This is a genomic window from Streptomyces sp. NPDC007025, from assembly GCF_042869455.1.
In the GTDB taxonomy this organism is placed as follows: domain Bacteria; phylum Actinomycetota; class Actinomycetes; order Streptomycetales; family Streptomycetaceae; genus Streptomyces.
The window spans coordinates 142,362-158,560 of record NZ_JBIAFT010000011.1 but is presented as its reverse complement, the minus strand read 5'-3'; the positions used below and the strand labels follow the sequence as shown (position 1 = coordinate 158,560).

The window sequence follows — 16,199 nt, the reverse complement described above, 5'->3', positions numbered from 1 at the left end:
ATTGGGTGGTGGGACGGCCGGCGTGTTCGTTTCGCCGGGCCGCGGGGAGGCTTGGTCAGTCGCCGGTGAGGCCTTCGGCCATGGCCGAGGTGTTGGCGCGCATCATCTCCAGGTAGGTGCCGGCACCCTTGGCCTTCTCGGTCAGCGACTCGGAGTAGAGGGAGACGACGTCGACGTCGTCTCCCATCTCCTGGCGCAGGACCTCGGCGAGCTTGGTGGGCTGGGAGGAGTCGGCGAAGACGGTGCGCACACCGGCCTTCTCCATGGCCTGGGTGAGGGAGCGCAGGTCGGAGGAGCTGGGTGAGGCGAGGGTGGTGCCGCTGGGGATGACGGCGCCGATCACACGGAAGCCGAAGCGGTCGGCGAGGTAGCCGAAGACGTGGTGGTTGGTGACCAGGGCGCGCCGGTTCTCGGGGACGGCGGCGAAGGATTTCTCCATCCAGGTGGTGAGGTCGGCGAGTTGTCCGTCGTAGCGTGCGGCGTTGTTCCGGACGGCCTTGTCGTCCACGCCGTCGACGTGTTCGGTGACCTGGTCGGCGACCAGGCCGGCGGCCTTGCGCACCCGGTCGGGGTCGGTCCAGAAGTGCGGGTCGGGTTCGCCGGCCTCGTCCTCGGGGCCGCCGTCCTGCCCGGTGTGGAAGGTGAGGGGATCGGCCGCCTCGCCTGCCGCGAAGGTGACCACGCCGGACTCACGGGCCGCTTCCACGTGTCGCAGTACGTTCTCTTCGAGGCCGAGCCCGTTGTAGACGACCAGGTCCGCGTTCTCCAGCTCCGCGGCCTGCACGGCCGACAGCCCGAAGGAGTGCGGGTCGGCGTTGGGCTTCATCAGGACGCTGACGTCCGCCTCGTCCCCGACGATCTCCCGGGTGATGTCGCCGAGGATGTTGGTGGTCACCACGACCCTGGGCCGTTCGTCGCCGCCGCCCGCGCAGCCGGTGGCCGTACCGGCGACGATGAAGAAGCTGATCAGGGTCACCAGCGCGGCACGGATCCGTGCCGCGCCCACGCGCACGCTCATCGGCCCGTCTCCGCCATCAGGGACGGCCGGATGTCCAGGTCGAACGTGCGGGCCACCCGGAGGTCGTCGTTGTAGTCGATCTCGTACACGCGCTTGCCCTCGGGGTCGTTGAGGTAGGCGCGGCTGCGGTCCACCTCGATCACCGGCGTCGCGGTGCCACCGGACTCCGCTTCGGGGATGTCCTTCAGCAAGGGTTCGGTGACCGTCGTCTCCTTGCCGGTGGATATGTCGTAGCCGTGCAGAGCACCGTCGGTCTCCAGGACCATCAGGGGCGCGCCTTCGCCGGCCGTGTTGGCGGCGACCACGGGACCGGTCTCCACCCGGGTCCAGGCGCCCTCGGTGACGTCCAGGACCCAGACGGCGTCCTTGCCCGCAGGTGCCGTGAGTGTGCTGCTGCCCGGACGGTGCCGGAACTCTGCGGCACGTTCCACCTTCGCCACGTCCTCGCCATAGGGGATCTTCCCGGCGGTGAAGGCGCCGTCGTCCTCGTGGATGAGCAGAGCGCCGTCGGCGCAGCCGAGGACGATCCCGCGCCGGGTGACCGCGTCGCCGTGCGGCTCCTCGCATTCCGCCTCCGGGGTGGCGACGCGCCTGCCGGACCTTTCGAGCACGGCGACTTCGGCAGGGCCGCCGCTCCCGTCGGCTAGGGCGATGAGGTGTTCGGCGTACGGCACGACGGGGCCCGCGTAGGCACCCGGGAGCCGGGAGGGGGTGCCGAGGGCACCCTTCTCCAGCTCAGCGCGGCGGTACACGCTCGCCTTCCCGTCGGCCGACGTGACCACGGTGACGCCCGCGTCGCTGCGGACGCCCGTGCCGGTGCCGCCCGGGAACTCGCCGACGTCCTGGATCTTCGCGCGGTAGTAGTGCACGTGGTCGCCGTGGTCGATCATCCACGCGCCGCTGTCGAGGACTCGGGTGCCGTTCGTGCCGTGGAAGTAGCCGAAGCGGCCGTCCGTGGTGAGTGCGGTGAGACCGGCTCTGCGGGCAGTGTCGTGGACCTTGCCCGCAATCAGATCCAGCACCCGGGTGTCGCCGCTGCCGGGGTCGCCGAGCAGGAGCCGGGACTGCTGCTCGGCCGCCTCGGTGGCGCCTTCCACGTTGCCGTGCGGGGTGGTGGAGGAAGTGGGGCCCTCGGAGGCGGACTTGGCATCATCCTGGCCTCCGCATCCGGCGGTCAGGAGGGCTGCGGCCGTCAACGCCGGGACCAGCGATGTGACGTTTCTTCGGACGAACAACGAGATCGCCTCAGGTTTCGTTCGGACGGGACGTGGTGACGCTCGGGGCCGAGGTGACCGCCGGGGCGGGGACGCCGGCACGGCGCGCACGGCGGCGGTGCCGGAGGCCGGACGCCAGGTGGGACAGGAAGAAGAGGCCGACCGCGAGGGCCGAGACGGTCGCTCCGGCCGCGGTGCTCAAGTACCAGGAAAGGAGCAGGCCGCCGAAGGTGGCGGCGGCTCCGAGGCCCGCGGCCAGGACCATGACGCCGCTCAGGCTGCGCGCCCAGGGCAGGGCCGCCGCCGGCGGTGCGATGAGCAGGCCCAGGACGAGCAGCGTCCCCACGATGTGGAAGGAAGCGACGATGGCCAGGGCCAGCAGTCCCAGCAGCACGGCGTGCGCGAGCCGGGGGCGCAGACCCAGCGTCCTGGCCTTGCGCTCGTCGAACGCCAGCACCAGGAAGGCCCGGTGCCCGAGAGCCGAGACGGCCAGCGCCAGCAGCAGGGCCGCCCCGAGAAGGGTCAGGTCGCTCTCGCGCACGGCCAGGACGTCACCGAAGAGGAAGCCGGTGAGGTCCACCGCGAAGGACTGCGAGCGGGACACGATGATGACGCCGAGCGACAGCATGCCGACGAACAGCAGGCCGATGCCGGTGTCCTGGGACAGCCTCGGAGTGCGGCCGAGGGCTGTGACGCCCGCGGTCATCACGGCCGCGCTCACCACCGCCCCCACCAGCAGGTTGCCCCCGAGCAGCGAGGCGACCGCGACGCCGGGAAGCAGTCCGTGGGACATGGCGTCGCCGAGGAAGGCCATCCCCCTCAGCACCACCCACGTCCCGGCGAGGGCGCAGATCGCCGACACCAGGATCCCGGCCCACAGGGCCCGCTGCACAAAGGCCACCTCGAAAGGGGCCGTCAACCACTCCATACGAAGACCCTACAATGACAATCATGTTCAACAACAACCCTCCGTCGTCGTCGGACGGCGATCCGAGGAACGAGCGCGTCCGGTTCCACGAGCTGAACGCCGGCTATCCGGGCCGACCCGTTCTCCACCAACTCAGCGCGGACATAACGGCTTTGACCACGACCGCACTCGTCGGACCGAACGGAAGCGGGAAGTCCACGCTGCTGGGCGTGCTGGCCGGAGTGATCACCGCCACATCCGGACAGCTCAGGTACACGGAGGGCGCACCACCGGCCTTCGTTCCGCAGCGCGGCGCCGTCGGCGACGCGCTCCCCCTCACGGCGCGGCAGACCGTGGAGATGGGCCGCTGGGGCGAGCGGGGACTGTGGCGGCGACTGACCCGGCAGGACCGGGCCGCGGTCGACCACGCCATGGAACGGCTCGGCGTCACCGGCCTCGGCGCCCGCCAGCTCGGAGAGCTGTCGGGCGGTCAGCGCCAGCGGGTCCTGATCGCGCAGGGCCTTGCCCAGCAGTCCGACCTGCTGCTCCTGGACGAGCCGACCACAGGACTCGACCCCGAGGCACGGGAGCGAATCACAACCCTGCTGACCGAGCTGGTCGCCGACGGCTCCACCGTCGTCCAGGCCACGCACGATCTCGAGGCCGCCCGCTCCGCCGACACCTGCCTGCTCCTCAGCGACGGACGGCTGATCGGACAGGGCCCGCCCGAGCACGTACTCACCCCTCAGGCATTGACCCGGATCTGGCAGCCGGCGTGAAGCCCAGGACCGGAGGCGGGGACGCTCGGCGTGGCCTCACCAAGCCGGGCGGGCCGCCACCGCGCGGAGGTTGCCGAACGGTAAAGCGAGTGACGTGAGCGATCAGAAGTACGCCGGAGGGCGGGGCGGGCTCGCCGACGCCGTACGCCTCACCGCGCGGGCGGGGCTGAACATCCTGCTGGGCGGGTTCGCGCTCCTCACGATCGTCACGGTCGCCAGCGCGCTCGGCCCGATGCTCGCGCTCGACCTCTACACGCCTCCCGTTGCGGCCTGGTGGACGGCCTTCACCGCCGTCGTCGTCCAAGGGGTGCCGTTCCTCCTGCGCGTCCGTGCCGGTGGCCGGCAGTCTCATGCGGCGCGGGGTGGCACCGAAGGCCGCCCTCGCCTTCCCGTTGTCCGCGCCCGCGGTCAACCCCGTGGTGGGCTTGATTCGGTTTGACGGACATTCGGGATCAGGGGCGTCGCCCCGGGCGCAGGTACGACGAGGCATCCGTCACGGACAACCTGCTCTACCCAGCAGAGCGAAGTCCCAGGACTGCTGACCTACCAGAGCAACCAGGCACAGGAGAGGGATTCCGGAGCCGACGGGGAGTGGTGGATCGGCGATGGCCAGGCAGGATGGATATGCCTACGCATCCAGACCAAGCGCGTCTACGACGACAACACCTACCGAATGCTGGAGCACCCGGGCGCCGGCGACGATGCGTTCCGGTACGACACGTTGATCAAAGGCTGCAACCCTGATGAGGCCCGCTATGCGTTTCACGTCTTCGACAACGGCTGGCCCGAGGACACCTTTGGAGAGGGGACATACTGGGCCCCGCCAGCTCTCTTTGAGCCGGCGTCTGACGACGAAGTCCCTGCAGCACCTCAAACGGTGATCGTCGAACTGAAGCCGAAGCGGGCACGGAAGCGGAGGTAGAAGTCCTGTCCGCCTCGGCAGCGGCGGTGTGCCCGAGTAGCTGGGCCTCCTGTCATGACGCCGATAGGAGGCCCAGCCGGGTTGACCAGCAAGCTGAGCAGATCAGCGGCACTGCCAAGCAGCGCAGCAACCCTCGCGCTGCCATACCCAGGCAGGCGGCAGAGCGGCTGACGCACCATCAGAACGAGCGTCATCTCAGCGTCAAGACATCGCCCCGCAACGCCCACACCGCACATAACACGCACAGCCAAAACAGCAGGTCAGGAGCCCTTCCCGACTGCATCAAGGATCGCCACGCACTCCATGTGCTGCGTCATCGGAAACATGTCGCGTCAGAGGGACGACAGAAGAAGTGGCGGCCAGGCAGGGTACATCGGCCCAATCGGTGACCTGTCACGAGCCCGGAGCGTCAGCTGACGTCACAGGAGCCCCGGCGCCTCGGGCCACGCGAAGAGGGCGTGGTACCTTCCGGACGCCAGTCGAACTCGTGCGCGCGGCTACGCGTGTACACGGGTCAGGGAATCCGGTGGGAATCCGGAACTGACGCGCAGCGGTGAGGGTGACGGGCGGGGCAGCAGGCCACTGGACGACGGTCACGACCAGGTCCGGGAAGGCGTCCCGCCGGGGTGACCCCGAGTCCGAAGACCTGCTGGCACCCGACCGTCCGCACGGGCCCCGCGCATGGGCCCGACGTTGAGAAAGCCGGCACTGTGTATCTGCCACGCCTCGCCCGCCGTTCCGTCGTGCTCCTGACCGGGACGCTGCTGCTCGCCGCATGCGGTTCCGGCTCCGGCTCCTCCGGGAAGTCCGCCGGCGACGGGACGCAGGCTGTCACGTTCGACAACTGCGGGCGGAAGGTGACGGTCGAGGCTCCCCCGAAGCGTGCCGTGTCCCTGAACCAGGGCACCACCGAGATCCTGCTCTCCCTCGGCCTGGCCGACCGCATTGCGGGAACCGCCACCTGGACCGACCCGGTCATGAAAGGACTGGGGAAGGCCAACGCGAAGGTGCCCCGGCTCGCTGACGACCAGCCGTCGTTCGAGCGGGTACTCGGCACCGAACCGGACTTCGTCGCCTCCTCCTTCGCCTCCACCCTGGGCAAGGGCGGGGTGGCCACCCGAGAGCAGTTCGACGAGCTCGGGTTGCCCACGTACCTGTCTCCCGCCGACTGCGAGGGCAAGGACAACAGCGGCGACGGCGACGGCAAACGGACCAAGCCCCTGGCTATGGAGACCGTCTACCGCGAGGTACGGGAGCTCGCCCGGATCTTCGGGGTGGAGAAGCGTGGCGAGCAGCTTATCGACCGGTTGAAGAGCCGGGTCACGAAGGCAACGGCCGGGATCCACGCCGAGAACACCACCGTCCTGTACTGGTTCGCGAACCAGGAATCCCCCTACATGGCGGGCTGCTGCGGCGCGCCCGGCATCATCACCAACGCGCTGGGCGCGAAGAACGTCTTCGACGACAGCACGCAGGAATGGCCCCAGATCAACTGGGAGACCGTCGCCGACCGCGACCCCGACGTACTCGTCGTCGGCGACCTCAGCCGCAGATCGCAGACCGCCGAGTCGGCCGCGAAGAAGATCGCGTTCCTGGAGTCGAACCCGGCGACGAAGAACATGAGAGCGGTGAAGGAGAAGCGGTACGTGCTGCTCAGCGGGCAGGCCATGAACCCGACGATCCGAACCGTCGAGGGCGTGGAGAAAGTTGCCGCGGTGCTGCGCGAGCACGGGCTCACCGGATGACAGCCATGGTGCGGTCGTCCCCGGACCGCCGGACGCGAGGCGCGGCCGCTGTGCTGCCCGTCGTAGCCGGCGTGGGCGGCGGTCTGGCGATGCTGGTCGTGTCCGTCGCCGTGGCCATCACCATCGGTCCGGCGGACATCGGTGTGGGCGACGCCTGGTCGGTGGTCGCCTCCCGGCTGGGCTGGGGGACGACGGAGCTGACTGCGATCCGTGAGGGCATCGTCTGGAACCTGCGGCTGCCGCGCACCCTTCTCGCCGCGGTGTGCGGAGCCGGACTCGCGTTGTGCGGCGCGGTGATGCAGTCGCTGCTGCGCAACCCCCTCGCCGACCCCTTCGTCCTGGGCGTCTCTTCCGGGGCGTCGACCGGCGCCGTCGTCGTGATCGTCCTCGGCGCGGGCGGTGGTGCCCTGTCGGTCTCCGGCGGCGCGTTCGTGGGTGCGGTCGGTTCCTTCGCGCTGGTGCTGCTGCTCAGCCACACGCTCGGCGGGACGACGGACCGGGTGGTGCTGTCCGGGGTGGCGGCGATGCAGCTGTTCTCCGCGCTGACCTCGTTCGTGGTGACGACGGCGGCCGACGCGGAGACCACCCGGGGCGTGCTGTTCTGGCTGCTCGGGTCGCTCAGCGGGGCCGACTGGACCGAGGTGGGGCTGTGCCTGGCGGTCCTGGCGCTCGCACTGCTGGTGTGCCTGGGGTACACGAGGACCCTGGACGCCTTCGCCTTCGGCCAGGACGCCGCGGCAACGCTCGGGGTCTCGGTCGCCCGGACCCGGCTGGTGCTGTTGTGCGTCACCGCGATGCTGACCGCCGCGCTGGTCAGCTCGGCGGGCGCGATCGGCTTCGTCGGCCTCGTACTGCCGCACGCCGCCCGCGCCGTCGTCGGCCCGGGGCACGCCCGGCTGCTGCCTGTCACCACGCTCGCCGGGGCGGTGTTCCTCGTCTGGGCCGACACCCTGGCCCGTACCGTCCTGGATCCCCAGGAGGTGCCGGTGGGCGTGGTCACGTCACTGGTCGGCGTTCCGGCGTTCGTCCTGGTCCTGTACCGCACGAGGAGGATGCGATGACGGGCCGTGCCCAGCGGCGGGACGGCGGTGCCCGGCCGCCCGCCGTACCGGATCGCGCCGCGGAGACCACCGGGTCGCCCGCCGGGCGGCCCACCCTCGCCGCCGACCGCGTGAGCCGCACCCTCGACGGACGGCTGATCCTCGACGGTGCCAGCCTCACCCCCCGGCCCGGCTCCGTGACCGGACTGCTGGGCCCCAACGGCTCGGGGAAATCGACGCTGCTGCGGCTGCTGTCCGGCGTCCTCACCCCCGCCTCCGGCGTCATCACCCTCGACGGGCGCCCGCTCGGCGACTGGGGCCGCCGCGCCGTGGCCCGGCGCGTGGCCGTCGTCGAGCAGCACGCCGACACCCTCGTCGAGTTGACGGTCGTGGACGTCGTCCGCCTCGGCCGCGTCCCACACCGCCGCGCCTGGACCCCCACGACCACGGCGGACGAGAACGCCGTACGCACCGCCCTGGAACGCACCGGCCTCACCGACCGCGCGGACCAGCCCTGGCACACCCTTTCCGGCGGCGAACGCCAACGCGTACAGATCGCCCGCGCACTCGCACAGGAACCCCGCGAACTGCTGCTCGACGAACCGACCAACCACCTCGACATCCAGCACCAGCTCGACCTGCTGAACCTCGTCGCCGACCTGCCCGTCACCAGCGTCGTCGCCCTGCACGACCTCAACCTGGCCGCCATGTACTGCGACCAGGTCGTCGTGCTCAAGCAGGGCCGGGTGGTCGCCGTCGGCACCCCGGGCGAAACCCTGACCGAGTCCTTGATCGCCGACGTCTACGGCGTGCGCGCCGCAGTCACCCGCCCCGGCCCAGGCCACCGGCCGCACATCCGCTTCCTGGACATTGTGGCCAAGAACTGACGGTGGCCCGGGCCGAGCACCGCGCGCACGGCGAAGCTGGTGCGAGCAACTGGTTCGCCCCGTCCACCAGCCAGGCGCGATGCGGCGTAAGAGGGAACCAGCGGACATCGACGGCGCATTGAACTGGGCTGCGCCCCGCTCAAGGGGGGCCGCTGCAACTCGCGGACCCGATCGGTCCGGACCCCGTCGCCTCGATCGCCGAGTCGCTCTGCGACGAGTTCAAGGAACCCCTCTACCCCCTCCCCCGACGGCAGGCATCGTCGTCTTCCTCGGCCCGCGCCACCCCGCCCGCGGACTCGTCCCGCTGCCGCTCTGTGCGAGGCGGTCGGTGCCGCTCAGGAAGCCGTACGACGGCGGGACGGGGTGAAGGTGTACAGGTCGAGGATCTCCGGCCGGGGTGCCACGCCGGGGCCGCCCGCCCGGACCCAGGCAGCGATGTCCTCCGTCGCGTCCGAGTCGTTCACCAGGCCGAACCACACCGGTCGCGCTCCGGCCGCACGCCCGGCGAACGAGGGCTGCACGACGACCACGTTGGCCTGGTCGCACACATCGAGGCAGGCGGAGATGCGTACGGGCACCTCGGCGCGCAGGCGTGCGGTCTGGCCCGCGTGATCGACGCCGGCCACCTTTCGCTGTGCCGCAGCAGCAGTCCCGGCACACGACGACCCGGCACGGCACACCACCGACCTGTCGTGCCGTGACCTCGGCGCCGTACGCCTCACCGTCCGTCGTCTCGGACACGCCGAAACCACCCCTCTCTTCCGGGGAGATCCGCCCCGGGCTCCGTCGAGGAGGCGACGACGTGAGTCTCCTGGCTCTCGGGGCACAGCTCGTCCCGGCCTTCCCGCCCTCCGCTGGGCAGTGGCCTGCTCGGGATCCGCTCACCGATCACAGTGGCGGGACCGCGCCGGATTCGCACCGGCTTCCTCGGACCGTCGTCGCCCTGTCGCCGCCATCATCCCATCGACCGGCCCCCGCTCCCAGGTGCGCGGCCCTGGATCACTCGGGCTCGTGCTCGTGCGGGCTCGTCGCCGGCTGCTCGGCCGGGCGTTCCCGGCCACCGTCATGGCCGGACACCACCACGAGGGCGACGCCCACCACGACGGCCGCGGCGACCACCCGGCCGGTGGCCCGCACCACCCAGCCCGGCAGTGAAGAGCCTGCGCGCCGCGTCGGCGTATTCAACCGCTCCGCCCGCCGGGCGGGCCTCAGCAGGCGCAGCAACAGCAGTAGCGCGACCGGGAGTTGCAGCAGCCAAAGGACGGTACGCGGCCACTCGCCGTACCAGACATTGGTGCCGTACAGCAGGGTGTGCCACACACTCAGCACGTACACGACGATGACGAAGCGGTGCAGTCGGCGCCAGGTGTTGGCACCGATACGGTGCCGGGCGTAGAACAACAGGCCCAGGGGGATGGCCAGATACAGAGCCCCCTGCCCCAGCGGAATGGCGATCCGGCCGGTGCCGGAGTCGTACCAGCCGGGCACGAACGTGTCGGCGAAGCCCGCCCACAACCGATCGGCCCACGCCAACTGTGCCTCGTAGCGAACGAGTTCGGCCGCGAACATCAGCGCGTGCGCTGACATCAGGGCCATCGTGGTCAGGCTCGTGGTGCGGTGCCAGCGTTCCAGCACGTGCCGGGACACCGGCAGCCGCCCGGAGCGCGGCCCCGACAGCAGCAGACCGAGCATGACCGTGCCCCAGGCCCACAGCAGGCCCGACCAGCCGAACGCCTGGCTGAGCAGGTACATCCAGTACGTTCCGGCATCGTCCATGAACGGCATGACCGCGACCGTCGCCGAATCCCCCGACTCCATACGGGCGTACAGGAACGCGAAGACCGCCGCCGTGACCAGGACGGCGGCGACCGCGTCGGGGAACGCGGCGCGCAGGTCGGCGCGCAGAACGACGCGCTCGGGAGGACGCTTGTCACGGGCGGGCGGCGGGGCCGTCGTGCCGTCGTCCTCCGGGGTCGTCTCTGGCAGCATCTGGGCCTTCCGAGCGTCTACGGCGTGACAAGCGAGGTCACCCTCCATCCGCGCACAGGCGCCCCGCAGGTGACCTTCCTCCCCAAGGAGCCACGAACACCCACGTCCTGTGGTTGAACACACCAGAAGTTGGGTCCAGCGGGGCGACAGCCGGTTCCGTGATGCCCTCCGTCCGACAAACGACGGACGGCGTCGATCCTGCTGCGCTGCAGGCATGCGGAGGCTGCGTTCCGCTCGGTAGCCGGTGCGCCAGTCGCCACTGGTCCCGTGCCACGGTCGTACCCGTAGACCGCCCTCGCGTCGGCCGCTGCCGGCCCTCGGCCCGTTCCGCACCCGGCGCAACGTATCCCCGAGCACCATCGCCTCGTCAGCGTGCAGCCCGCAACGCACTTGTCACGCGCAGCGGCACAGCTACGTGACCGCTTCCCCACTGCCGCACAGCCCACGTGTGAAAGCCCTCGGCCTCCCGCCTCCGGGCCCGCGACCTACCGGACACCCCGGAAGCGCTGAGACCAAACCGCCCCGTTCGCTGAGGAGGCACCCACTCCCAGTCCCGTCAAGAGGTGACGGCTCTGCACGCCGCGCCGGTCCACCCGGCCGGACCCGCCGTCAGCCAACCGGCGCGTCAGCCGCTGCTGATCGCGGGCTTCCGGCAAAAGGCCGACAAGAACGGCGACGTCCAGCTCACCGCACCGGGAGGACGCCACCACGTCGACTACATGCCCAACGGGCCGGCCCACGCCCTGCGGACGGTCCGTTGTCGGGCAGGCGACGGCCCGGGCCCAGGGCAGATGCCGTGCTCGGGCCCTTGACCGATGCCGGCCGGCGGCGTCGGGAGAACGAGTGGAAGATCGAATTCACCTCGCCCGACCATCTGGCAACCGTCATGCGACACCACACCCGGCCCTTCACCCGATGCGGAGTACGAGCCCTGGCGCATCTCCGGGCGGCCGCACCCTGGGGCACGGTGACGACTGGTACGGCGCCTTCACCACCCACGCTCCGACCCGCTTCGGCACCGCCGTGGCCGCACGCTGCCGTTCCGGGGAGGTTGTGGCCGCCTTCATGCGGGACAGCCGCCGCAGCCGCCGCACGCCGACCAGGCAACTTCCCGCACCCGTCCCCGGGCCGTTCCACCACATCCATGTCCATAACGCGCGCTGCTTCTCCGTATCGGGCCGGGAAGAGTACGGAGATACGGCGGCCGCGCCCAGGACCGATCTTGGTCAGACCAGGCTCACCCCAGGAAGCTCAACCGCACCTTCCGGTCCGGATTGTCCACATTCGTGTCCACCAGACACACCGACTGCCAGGTGCCCAGGGCCAGCTGACCCGCGACGACGGGCAGGGTGGCGTGCGGGGGGACGAGGGCGGGCAGCACGTGGTCGCGGCCGTGGCCGGGGGTGCCGTGGCGGTGGCGCCAGCGGTCGTCGGCGGGGAGGAGGTCGCGGAGGGCGGCCAGCAGGTCGTCGTCGCTGCCCGCTCCGGTCTCCAGCAGTGCCACACCCGCGGTGGCGTGCGGCGTGAAGACATTCAGCAGTCCGTCGCGGCCCTCGGCGACGTCCCGCAGGTAGGAGCCGCACTGCTGCGTCAGATCCTGGACCACCTCCTGCGAGCCGGTCCGGACGTCGATCTCACGGGTCGTGAAGCGCTCAGCCATGAGTCGATCCTCTCAAAGCGGACCACCCTCGCGTGCCGACGGCACGCTTCCGGTCGAAGGGGCGGCCCCGCGCACGTGCGGGAAGGTTTCGGGGGGCCGGATGGTTCGCAGGGGCATGAATGACGTGGCGGTCGTGGTCGTCGGGGCCGGGCAGGCGGGGCTCTCCAGCGCCTATCACCTGCGGCGGACCGGGTTCGAGCCCGGTGCGGACTTCGTGGTGCTGGACCACGCGCCCGCGCCGGGCGGGGCGTGGCAGTTCCGGTGGCCGACGCTGACGTACGGCCGCGTCCACGGCATGCACGCGCTGCCCGGCATGGAGCTGACCGGTGCCGACCCCGGGCGGCCGTCCTCGCAGGTGATCGGCGAGTACTTCGCCGCCTACGAGCGGGCCTTCGCGCTGCGGGTGCGGCGCCCGGTGGATGTCCGCGAGGTGCGGAACGCGGGATGGGGCGGACGGCTGCTGGTACGGACCTCGCAGGGCGACTGGACGGCACGGGCCGTGATCAACGCCACCGGCACCTGGGACCGCCCCTTCTGGCCCCGGGTGCCGGGGCAGGAGCTGTTCGGGGGCCGCCAGTTGCACACGGCGCAGTATCCGGGCCCGCGGTCGGACGCCTTCGTGGACCGCCGGGTGGTGGTCGTGGGCGGCGGGACCTCCGCGGTGCAGCATCTGCTGGAGATCGCCGAGGTCGCGCGGGAGACGCTGTGGGTGACGCGGCGGCCGCCCCGCTTCCGCTCCGATTCCTTCGATGAGGAGGCGGGCCGGGCCGCCGTGGCGCTGGTCGAGGAGCGGGTACGGGAGGGCCTGCCGCCGCGCAGCGTGGTGTCGGTGACGGGGCTGCCGATGACCGAGCAGGTGCGCCGCGCACGCGAGAGCGGCGTGCTGGAGCGGCACCCGATGTTCGCCCGGCTGACCGAGGACGGGGTCGCGTGGGCGGACGGCAGCCGGGCGCCCGCGGACACGGTCCTGTGGGCCACCGGCTTCCGCCCGGTCATCGATCATCTCGCTCCACTGCGCCTGCGCGAGCCCGGTGGCGGCATCCGGCTGGAGGGGACGCGGGTCTCCCGGGACCGACGGGTCCACCTGGTCGGCTACGGTCCGTCCGCCAGTACGATCGGCGCCAACCGGGCCGGCCGGTCGGCAGTGCGGGACATCCGGTCGCTGCTGGCGGAGCCGGGCCGGGCGGCTCCGGCTGTCAGCCCCGCCGCGGTGTGAGAGGCCCTGTGGCGCCGTTCGCCGCGGTGCTCCGGCCTCGCCCCCGCAGGCCGGCGCCGCGTGCCGACGCGGTCCGCGAGGGGCGGACGGGACCGGTGCGCGCCGGGAGTCAGCCGCGCGGGAGGGTGGGGGCGCCTACGACCAGGTTCGGGCTGGAGCACGATGCGCTGGTGCGTGTGGCCGACTGGGGCCTCGCCGGTCTCCTCGGTGAGCAGGTCGGCGGGCGCCCGGCCCATGCGGCGGGCGGGTTGCCGCCACGGAAGCGAGGGCGAGGGCCGCCGCGGCGGCGAACTCGATGTCGTCGTACCCCACCAGCGCGATCTCCCCGGCACGGAGACGCCGGCGGCGTACAGGGCCTGCAGCACTCCGAGTGTCATCAGGTCGTCGGCGCAGAAGACGGCCGGGAGGGGCGGCGACATGCCCAGCAGCCGGGCTCCGGCGTCCCCGCCGGTCGCCACGTCCCTCCGGTTGCCCTCGATGTGCCGCAGCCGCGCGCCGGATCCGCGCAGGGCCCGGGTGGCGCCGGTGTGGCGGTCGCGGCACTGGCCCAGCTGCATGGGCCGCCGACGTGGGCGAGGTCGCGGTGGCCGCTCCCCAGCAGATGGCGCACGGCCAGTCCGGCGCTCCGGACGCCGTCGACGGAGACCGAGCAGCCCTCGGCGCTGGGCGCCACGCGGTCGACGGAGACGTAGAGGATGCCGCGCCGCTGGAAGGCGGTCAGGGTTCCCTCCCGTCCTGCCGGTGAGGGTGATCAGGACGCCGCGGACCCGCTGCTCGGCGAAGAGGGCGAGGCACTCGGCCTCCTCGGCTGGGCTCTGGGCGCTGTTGCAGAGCATGACGCCCAGACCGGCGGCGTGGGCGGCGCGCTCCGCGCCCGCCGCGACGTCGACGAAGAACGGGTTGGCCATGTCGAGGGCCTGCAGGGTGATGATGCGGCTGCGTCCCGCACGCAGATGGCGGGCGGCCTCGCTCCGTACGCAGCCGAGGCGTTCGAAGGCGGACCGCACGCGCTCACGGGTCTCCGCAGCCACCATCGCGGGCCGGTTGATGACGTTGGAGACCGCGCCCACGGAGACCCCGGCAGCGCGGGCGACCTCCTTGATCCCGACCGCCCCGCTCACGCGGGCACCCCGGTAGTCCCCGGCCGTGCGCCCCGCTTGCGCCGTACCGGCCTCAGCCTCTCCCCACCGGTCCGGCCGGCTGCTCGCAGGTCGGACGCCGCGCTGTCCGGCGTCCTCCCGGCCCGATCTTCTCAGAAGTCGAAGTCGTCGATGTTCCCGCTGTCGAAGACCGTCGGGGGCCCGAGGACGACCTCGCCGTCCTTGCCGATGGTGTACTCCCCCAGCTTCCCCGCGGTGGGCTTCTCGCCCTCCTTCCCGGTCAGCTGTGCGGAGGAGAGGGCAGCGGCGGGGCCGGGCCGGCAGCGCAGCACACCCTAGAAGCCACCCGGCTCCCATGCCGCCTGCTGAACCGGCTCCGCCGCGCCGCGCGACAACGGCCCGCGGAGACGCCTTCGCCACCGTCGGCCTGGGCGCGTCCAGTGGCCGCGTCGTGCTCGGCCGAGCACGGGAGGGCCGGCTCGCCCCGGAGGAGGTGCACCGGGCATCGACTCCTGGGGCACCGGCTACGGCCTGCTGGACGCGGACGGGGCGTTGCTCGGCAATCCGGTGCACCACGCGACTCACGCACCCGAACACGCCGGTCGAGGTGGAGACGGTGCTGCCGGCCGCCGACCTGTACGCGCACACCGGTGTCCAGCGGATGCCCATCAACACGCTGTAGCAGTAGGCCGCGACCCGCGGCAGCCATCAGATGCGCGGTCCGCCGGATGCTGCTCGCCCCCGATCCCGTCTTCTACTGGCTCACCGGCACGTGGGGCCGCTGCCCGCGCTGCGCGCCCTGGTGCGCGACAGCGTACGGCTGCGACAGTATGACCCCGAAGGTGATCGCCCGCCGTGGGAGCGGGCTGTCGCGCGCCGCACCGCCGGCGGGCATCCCACCGGCCGGCAGCGCCAGGACGGAAGGGGGTCGCCGTGCGCGTAGCGCTCTTCGTCACCTGCGTCAACGACGCGCTCTACCCGCGCACGGGACGGGCCGTGGTGACGCTGCTGGAGCGGCTCGGCGTCCGGGTGGACTTCCCCGAGGCGCAGTCGTGCTGCGGCCAGCCCCAGTTCAACACCGGATACCGGCACGCGACCGAGCCCCTGGTGCACCGGTACGCCTCCGCCTTCGCAGACTACGACCACATCGTGGTCCCCTCGGGGTCCTGCGCGGCCATGGTGCGGGAGAACTACCCGCGCATCGGTGCCAGAGCGGTGGCGGAGGGGCGGGGCGACCGGCTGGCCGCGGCGGCCGAACGCATCGTGCCGCGTACCTACGAGCTGACGGAGTTCCTCGTGGACGTCCTGGGGGTCACCGATGTCGGTGCGTACTACCCCCGCACCGTCACCTACCACCCGACCTGCCACGGGTTGCGGGTGCTCGGCCTGGGCGGCCGACCGCGCGCCCTGCTGGACCAGGTCAGGGGGCTGGAGCTGCGCGAGTTGGCGAGTGCCGAGGAGTGCTGCGGCTTCGGCGGCACGTTCGCCGTCAAGAACCCGGCCGTCTCCTCCGCCATGGGCGCGGACAAGGCGCACCACATCCGCGCGAGCGGCGCGGGCTCGGTGTGCACGGTGGACAACTCCTGTCTGATGCACATCGGCGGCCTGCTCTCCCGGGCCCGCTCGCCGGTGCGTCCTGTCCACCTCGCGGAGATCCTGGCCAGCACCGAGGAGTCACCGTGGTGAGCGGCGCACCCGCGGCCGCCCGGCCCGGTGCGGCCG

12 protein-coding genes, 4 pseudogenes and 2 riboswitches are annotated in these 16,199 nt (G+C 71.8%); of the genes and pseudogenes, 8 read left to right on the top strand and 8 right to left on the bottom strand.

Annotated elements, in window-relative coordinates:
• Nucleotides 1–55: 55 nt before the first annotated feature.
• The 3 genes from aztC to aztB are packed head-to-tail and all read right to left on the bottom strand — an operon-like array spanning nucleotide 56 to nucleotide 3,160.
• The gene (gene aztC / locus ACFYMO_RS22255) at nucleotides 56–1,018 is read right to left on the bottom strand and encodes a zinc ABC transporter substrate-binding protein AztC (RefSeq protein WP_388548360.1); all 963 of its coding nucleotides are present in this window, start codon (nucleotides 1,016–1,018) and stop codon (nucleotides 56–58) included.
• Complete coding sequence (locus ACFYMO_RS22250; RefSeq protein ID WP_366772153.1) at nucleotides 1,015–2,253, bottom strand: hypothetical protein; 1,239 nt, start codon at nucleotides 2,251–2,253, stop codon at nucleotides 1,015–1,017. Before ACFYMO_RS22250 ends, aztC begins: the two co-directional genes overlap by 4 nt.
• A 10-nt stretch (nucleotides 2,254–2,263) precedes the next feature.
• Entirely contained in the window at nucleotides 2,264–3,160 is an 897-nt protein-coding gene (aztB, locus tag ACFYMO_RS22245) for a zinc ABC transporter permease AztB (RefSeq protein WP_366772152.1), read from the bottom strand.
• A gap of 14 nt (nucleotides 3,161–3,174) precedes the next feature.
• Here aztB and aztA point away from each other — a divergent pair, with 14 nt between their 5' ends.
• The 6 genes and pseudogenes from aztA (at nucleotide 3,175) to ACFYMO_RS22215 (ending at nucleotide 8,512) form a co-directional block, all read left to right on the top strand.
• Nucleotides 3,175–3,918, top strand: a complete 744-nt coding sequence (gene aztA / locus ACFYMO_RS22240; protein WP_388548355.1) for a zinc ABC transporter ATP-binding protein AztA — start codon at nucleotides 3,175–3,177, stop codon at nucleotides 3,916–3,918.
• 70 nt (nucleotides 3,919–3,988) lie between these two features.
• Nucleotides 3,989–4,340, top strand: a pseudogene (locus tag ACFYMO_RS22235) (hypothetical protein); the annotation flags it as partial.
• 251 nt (nucleotides 4,341–4,591) lie between these two features.
• Nucleotides 4,592–4,840 (top strand): hypothetical protein, encoded by a 249-nt coding sequence (locus ACFYMO_RS22230; RefSeq protein ID WP_388548352.1) that lies wholly within the window; start codon nucleotides 4,592–4,594, stop codon nucleotides 4,838–4,840.
• A 516-nt stretch (nucleotides 4,841–5,356) separates the two neighbouring features.
• Nucleotides 5,357–5,488: riboswitch (cobalamin riboswitch) on the top strand.
• Nucleotides 5,489–5,556: 68 nt separating this feature from the next.
• Nucleotides 5,557–6,585, top strand: a complete 1,029-nt coding sequence (locus ACFYMO_RS22225; RefSeq protein ID WP_388548520.1) for an ABC transporter substrate-binding protein — start codon at nucleotides 5,557–5,559, stop codon at nucleotides 6,583–6,585.
• An 89-nt stretch (nucleotides 6,586–6,674) separates the two neighbouring features.
• A complete protein-coding gene (locus ACFYMO_RS22220; protein ID WP_366772167.1) occupies nucleotides 6,675–7,646 on the top strand; it encodes an iron chelate uptake ABC transporter family permease subunit in 972 nt (323 codons plus the stop codon).
• Nucleotides 7,643–8,512, top strand: a complete 870-nt coding sequence (locus ACFYMO_RS22215) for an ABC transporter ATP-binding protein (protein WP_388548349.1) — start codon at nucleotides 7,643–7,645, stop codon at nucleotides 8,510–8,512. Before ACFYMO_RS22220 ends, ACFYMO_RS22215 begins: the two co-directional genes overlap by 4 nt.
• A gap of 335 nt (nucleotides 8,513–8,847) precedes the next feature.
• Here ACFYMO_RS22215 and ACFYMO_RS22210 read toward each other — a convergent pair.
• The 3 genes and pseudogenes from ACFYMO_RS22210 to ACFYMO_RS22200 all read right to left on the bottom strand — a co-directional run bounded on the left by ACFYMO_RS22210 (nucleotide 8,848) and on the right by ACFYMO_RS22200 (nucleotide 12,161).
• Nucleotides 8,848–9,190, bottom strand: a pseudogene (locus ACFYMO_RS22210) ((2Fe-2S) ferredoxin domain-containing protein).
• A 126-nt stretch (nucleotides 9,191–9,316) separates the two neighbouring features.
• A riboswitch (cobalamin riboswitch) is annotated at nucleotides 9,317–9,441 on the bottom strand.
• A gap of 70 nt (nucleotides 9,442–9,511) precedes the next feature.
• A complete protein-coding gene (locus tag ACFYMO_RS22205; protein ID WP_366772148.1) occupies nucleotides 9,512–10,501 on the bottom strand; it encodes a ferric reductase-like transmembrane domain-containing protein in 990 nt (329 codons plus the stop codon).
• Between the two features lie 1,237 nt (nucleotides 10,502–11,738).
• Complete coding sequence (locus tag ACFYMO_RS22200) at nucleotides 11,739–12,161, bottom strand: YjbQ family protein (RefSeq protein ID WP_366772146.1); 423 nt, start codon at nucleotides 12,159–12,161, stop codon at nucleotides 11,739–11,741.
• Nucleotides 12,162–12,276: 115 nt separating this feature from the next.
• On the opposite strand from ACFYMO_RS22200, the gene ACFYMO_RS22195 reads away from it, so the two are divergent.
• Nucleotides 12,277–13,377, top strand: coding sequence for an NAD(P)-binding domain-containing protein (locus ACFYMO_RS22195; RefSeq protein ID WP_366772145.1), 1,101 nt, complete (start codon nucleotides 12,277–12,279; stop codon nucleotides 13,375–13,377).
• Between the two features lie 227 nt (nucleotides 13,378–13,604).
• Here the strand turns inward: ACFYMO_RS22195 and ACFYMO_RS22190 are convergent.
• Both ACFYMO_RS22190 and ACFYMO_RS22185 read right to left on the bottom strand, forming a co-directional pair.
• Nucleotides 13,605–14,447 (bottom strand): annotated as a pseudogene (locus ACFYMO_RS22190) (substrate-binding domain-containing protein); the annotation flags it as partial.
• Between the two features lie 182 nt (nucleotides 14,448–14,629).
• Nucleotides 14,630–14,785: pseudogene (locus tag ACFYMO_RS22185) on the bottom strand (rhamnose ABC transporter substrate-binding protein); the annotation flags it as partial.
• A gap of 625 nt (nucleotides 14,786–15,410) precedes the next feature.
• Here ACFYMO_RS22185 and ACFYMO_RS22180 point away from each other — a divergent pair.
• A complete protein-coding gene (locus tag ACFYMO_RS22180; protein ID WP_388548346.1) occupies nucleotides 15,411–16,163 on the top strand; it encodes a (Fe-S)-binding protein in 753 nt (250 codons plus the stop codon).
• Nucleotides 16,164–16,199 lie beyond the last annotated feature (36 nt).

Bases quoted from the DNA above. Each gene is read 5' to 3' on its own strand.
- ACFYMO_RS22200 (WP_366772146.1), bottom strand. From the start codon at position 12,161: ATGGCTGAGCGCTTCACGACCCGTGAGATCGACGTCCGGACCGGCTCG.
- ACFYMO_RS22195 (WP_366772145.1), top strand. From the start codon at position 12,277: ATGAATGACGTGGCGGTCGTGGTCGTCGGGGCCGGGCAGGCGGGGCTC.
- aztB (WP_366772152.1), bottom strand. From the start codon at position 3,160: ATGGAGTGGTTGACGGCCCCTTTCGAGGTGGCCTTTGTGCAGCGGGCC.
- ACFYMO_RS22220 (WP_366772167.1), top strand. From the start codon at position 6,675: ATGCTGGTCGTGTCCGTCGCCGTGGCCATCACCATCGGTCCGGCGGAC.
- ACFYMO_RS22230 (WP_388548352.1), top strand. From the start codon at position 4,592: ATGCTGGAGCACCCGGGCGCCGGCGACGATGCGTTCCGGTACGACACG.
- ACFYMO_RS22205 (WP_366772148.1), bottom strand. From the start codon at position 10,501: ATGCTGCCAGAGACGACCCCGGAGGACGACGGCACGACGGCCCCGCCG.
- ACFYMO_RS22215 (WP_388548349.1), top strand. From the start codon at position 7,643: ATGACGGGCCGTGCCCAGCGGCGGGACGGCGGTGCCCGGCCGCCCGCC.
- aztC (WP_388548360.1), bottom strand. From the start codon at position 1,018: ATGAGCGTGCGCGTGGGCGCGGCACGGATCCGTGCCGCGCTGGTGACC.
- aztA (WP_388548355.1), top strand. From the start codon at position 3,175: ATGACAATCATGTTCAACAACAACCCTCCGTCGTCGTCGGACGGCGAT.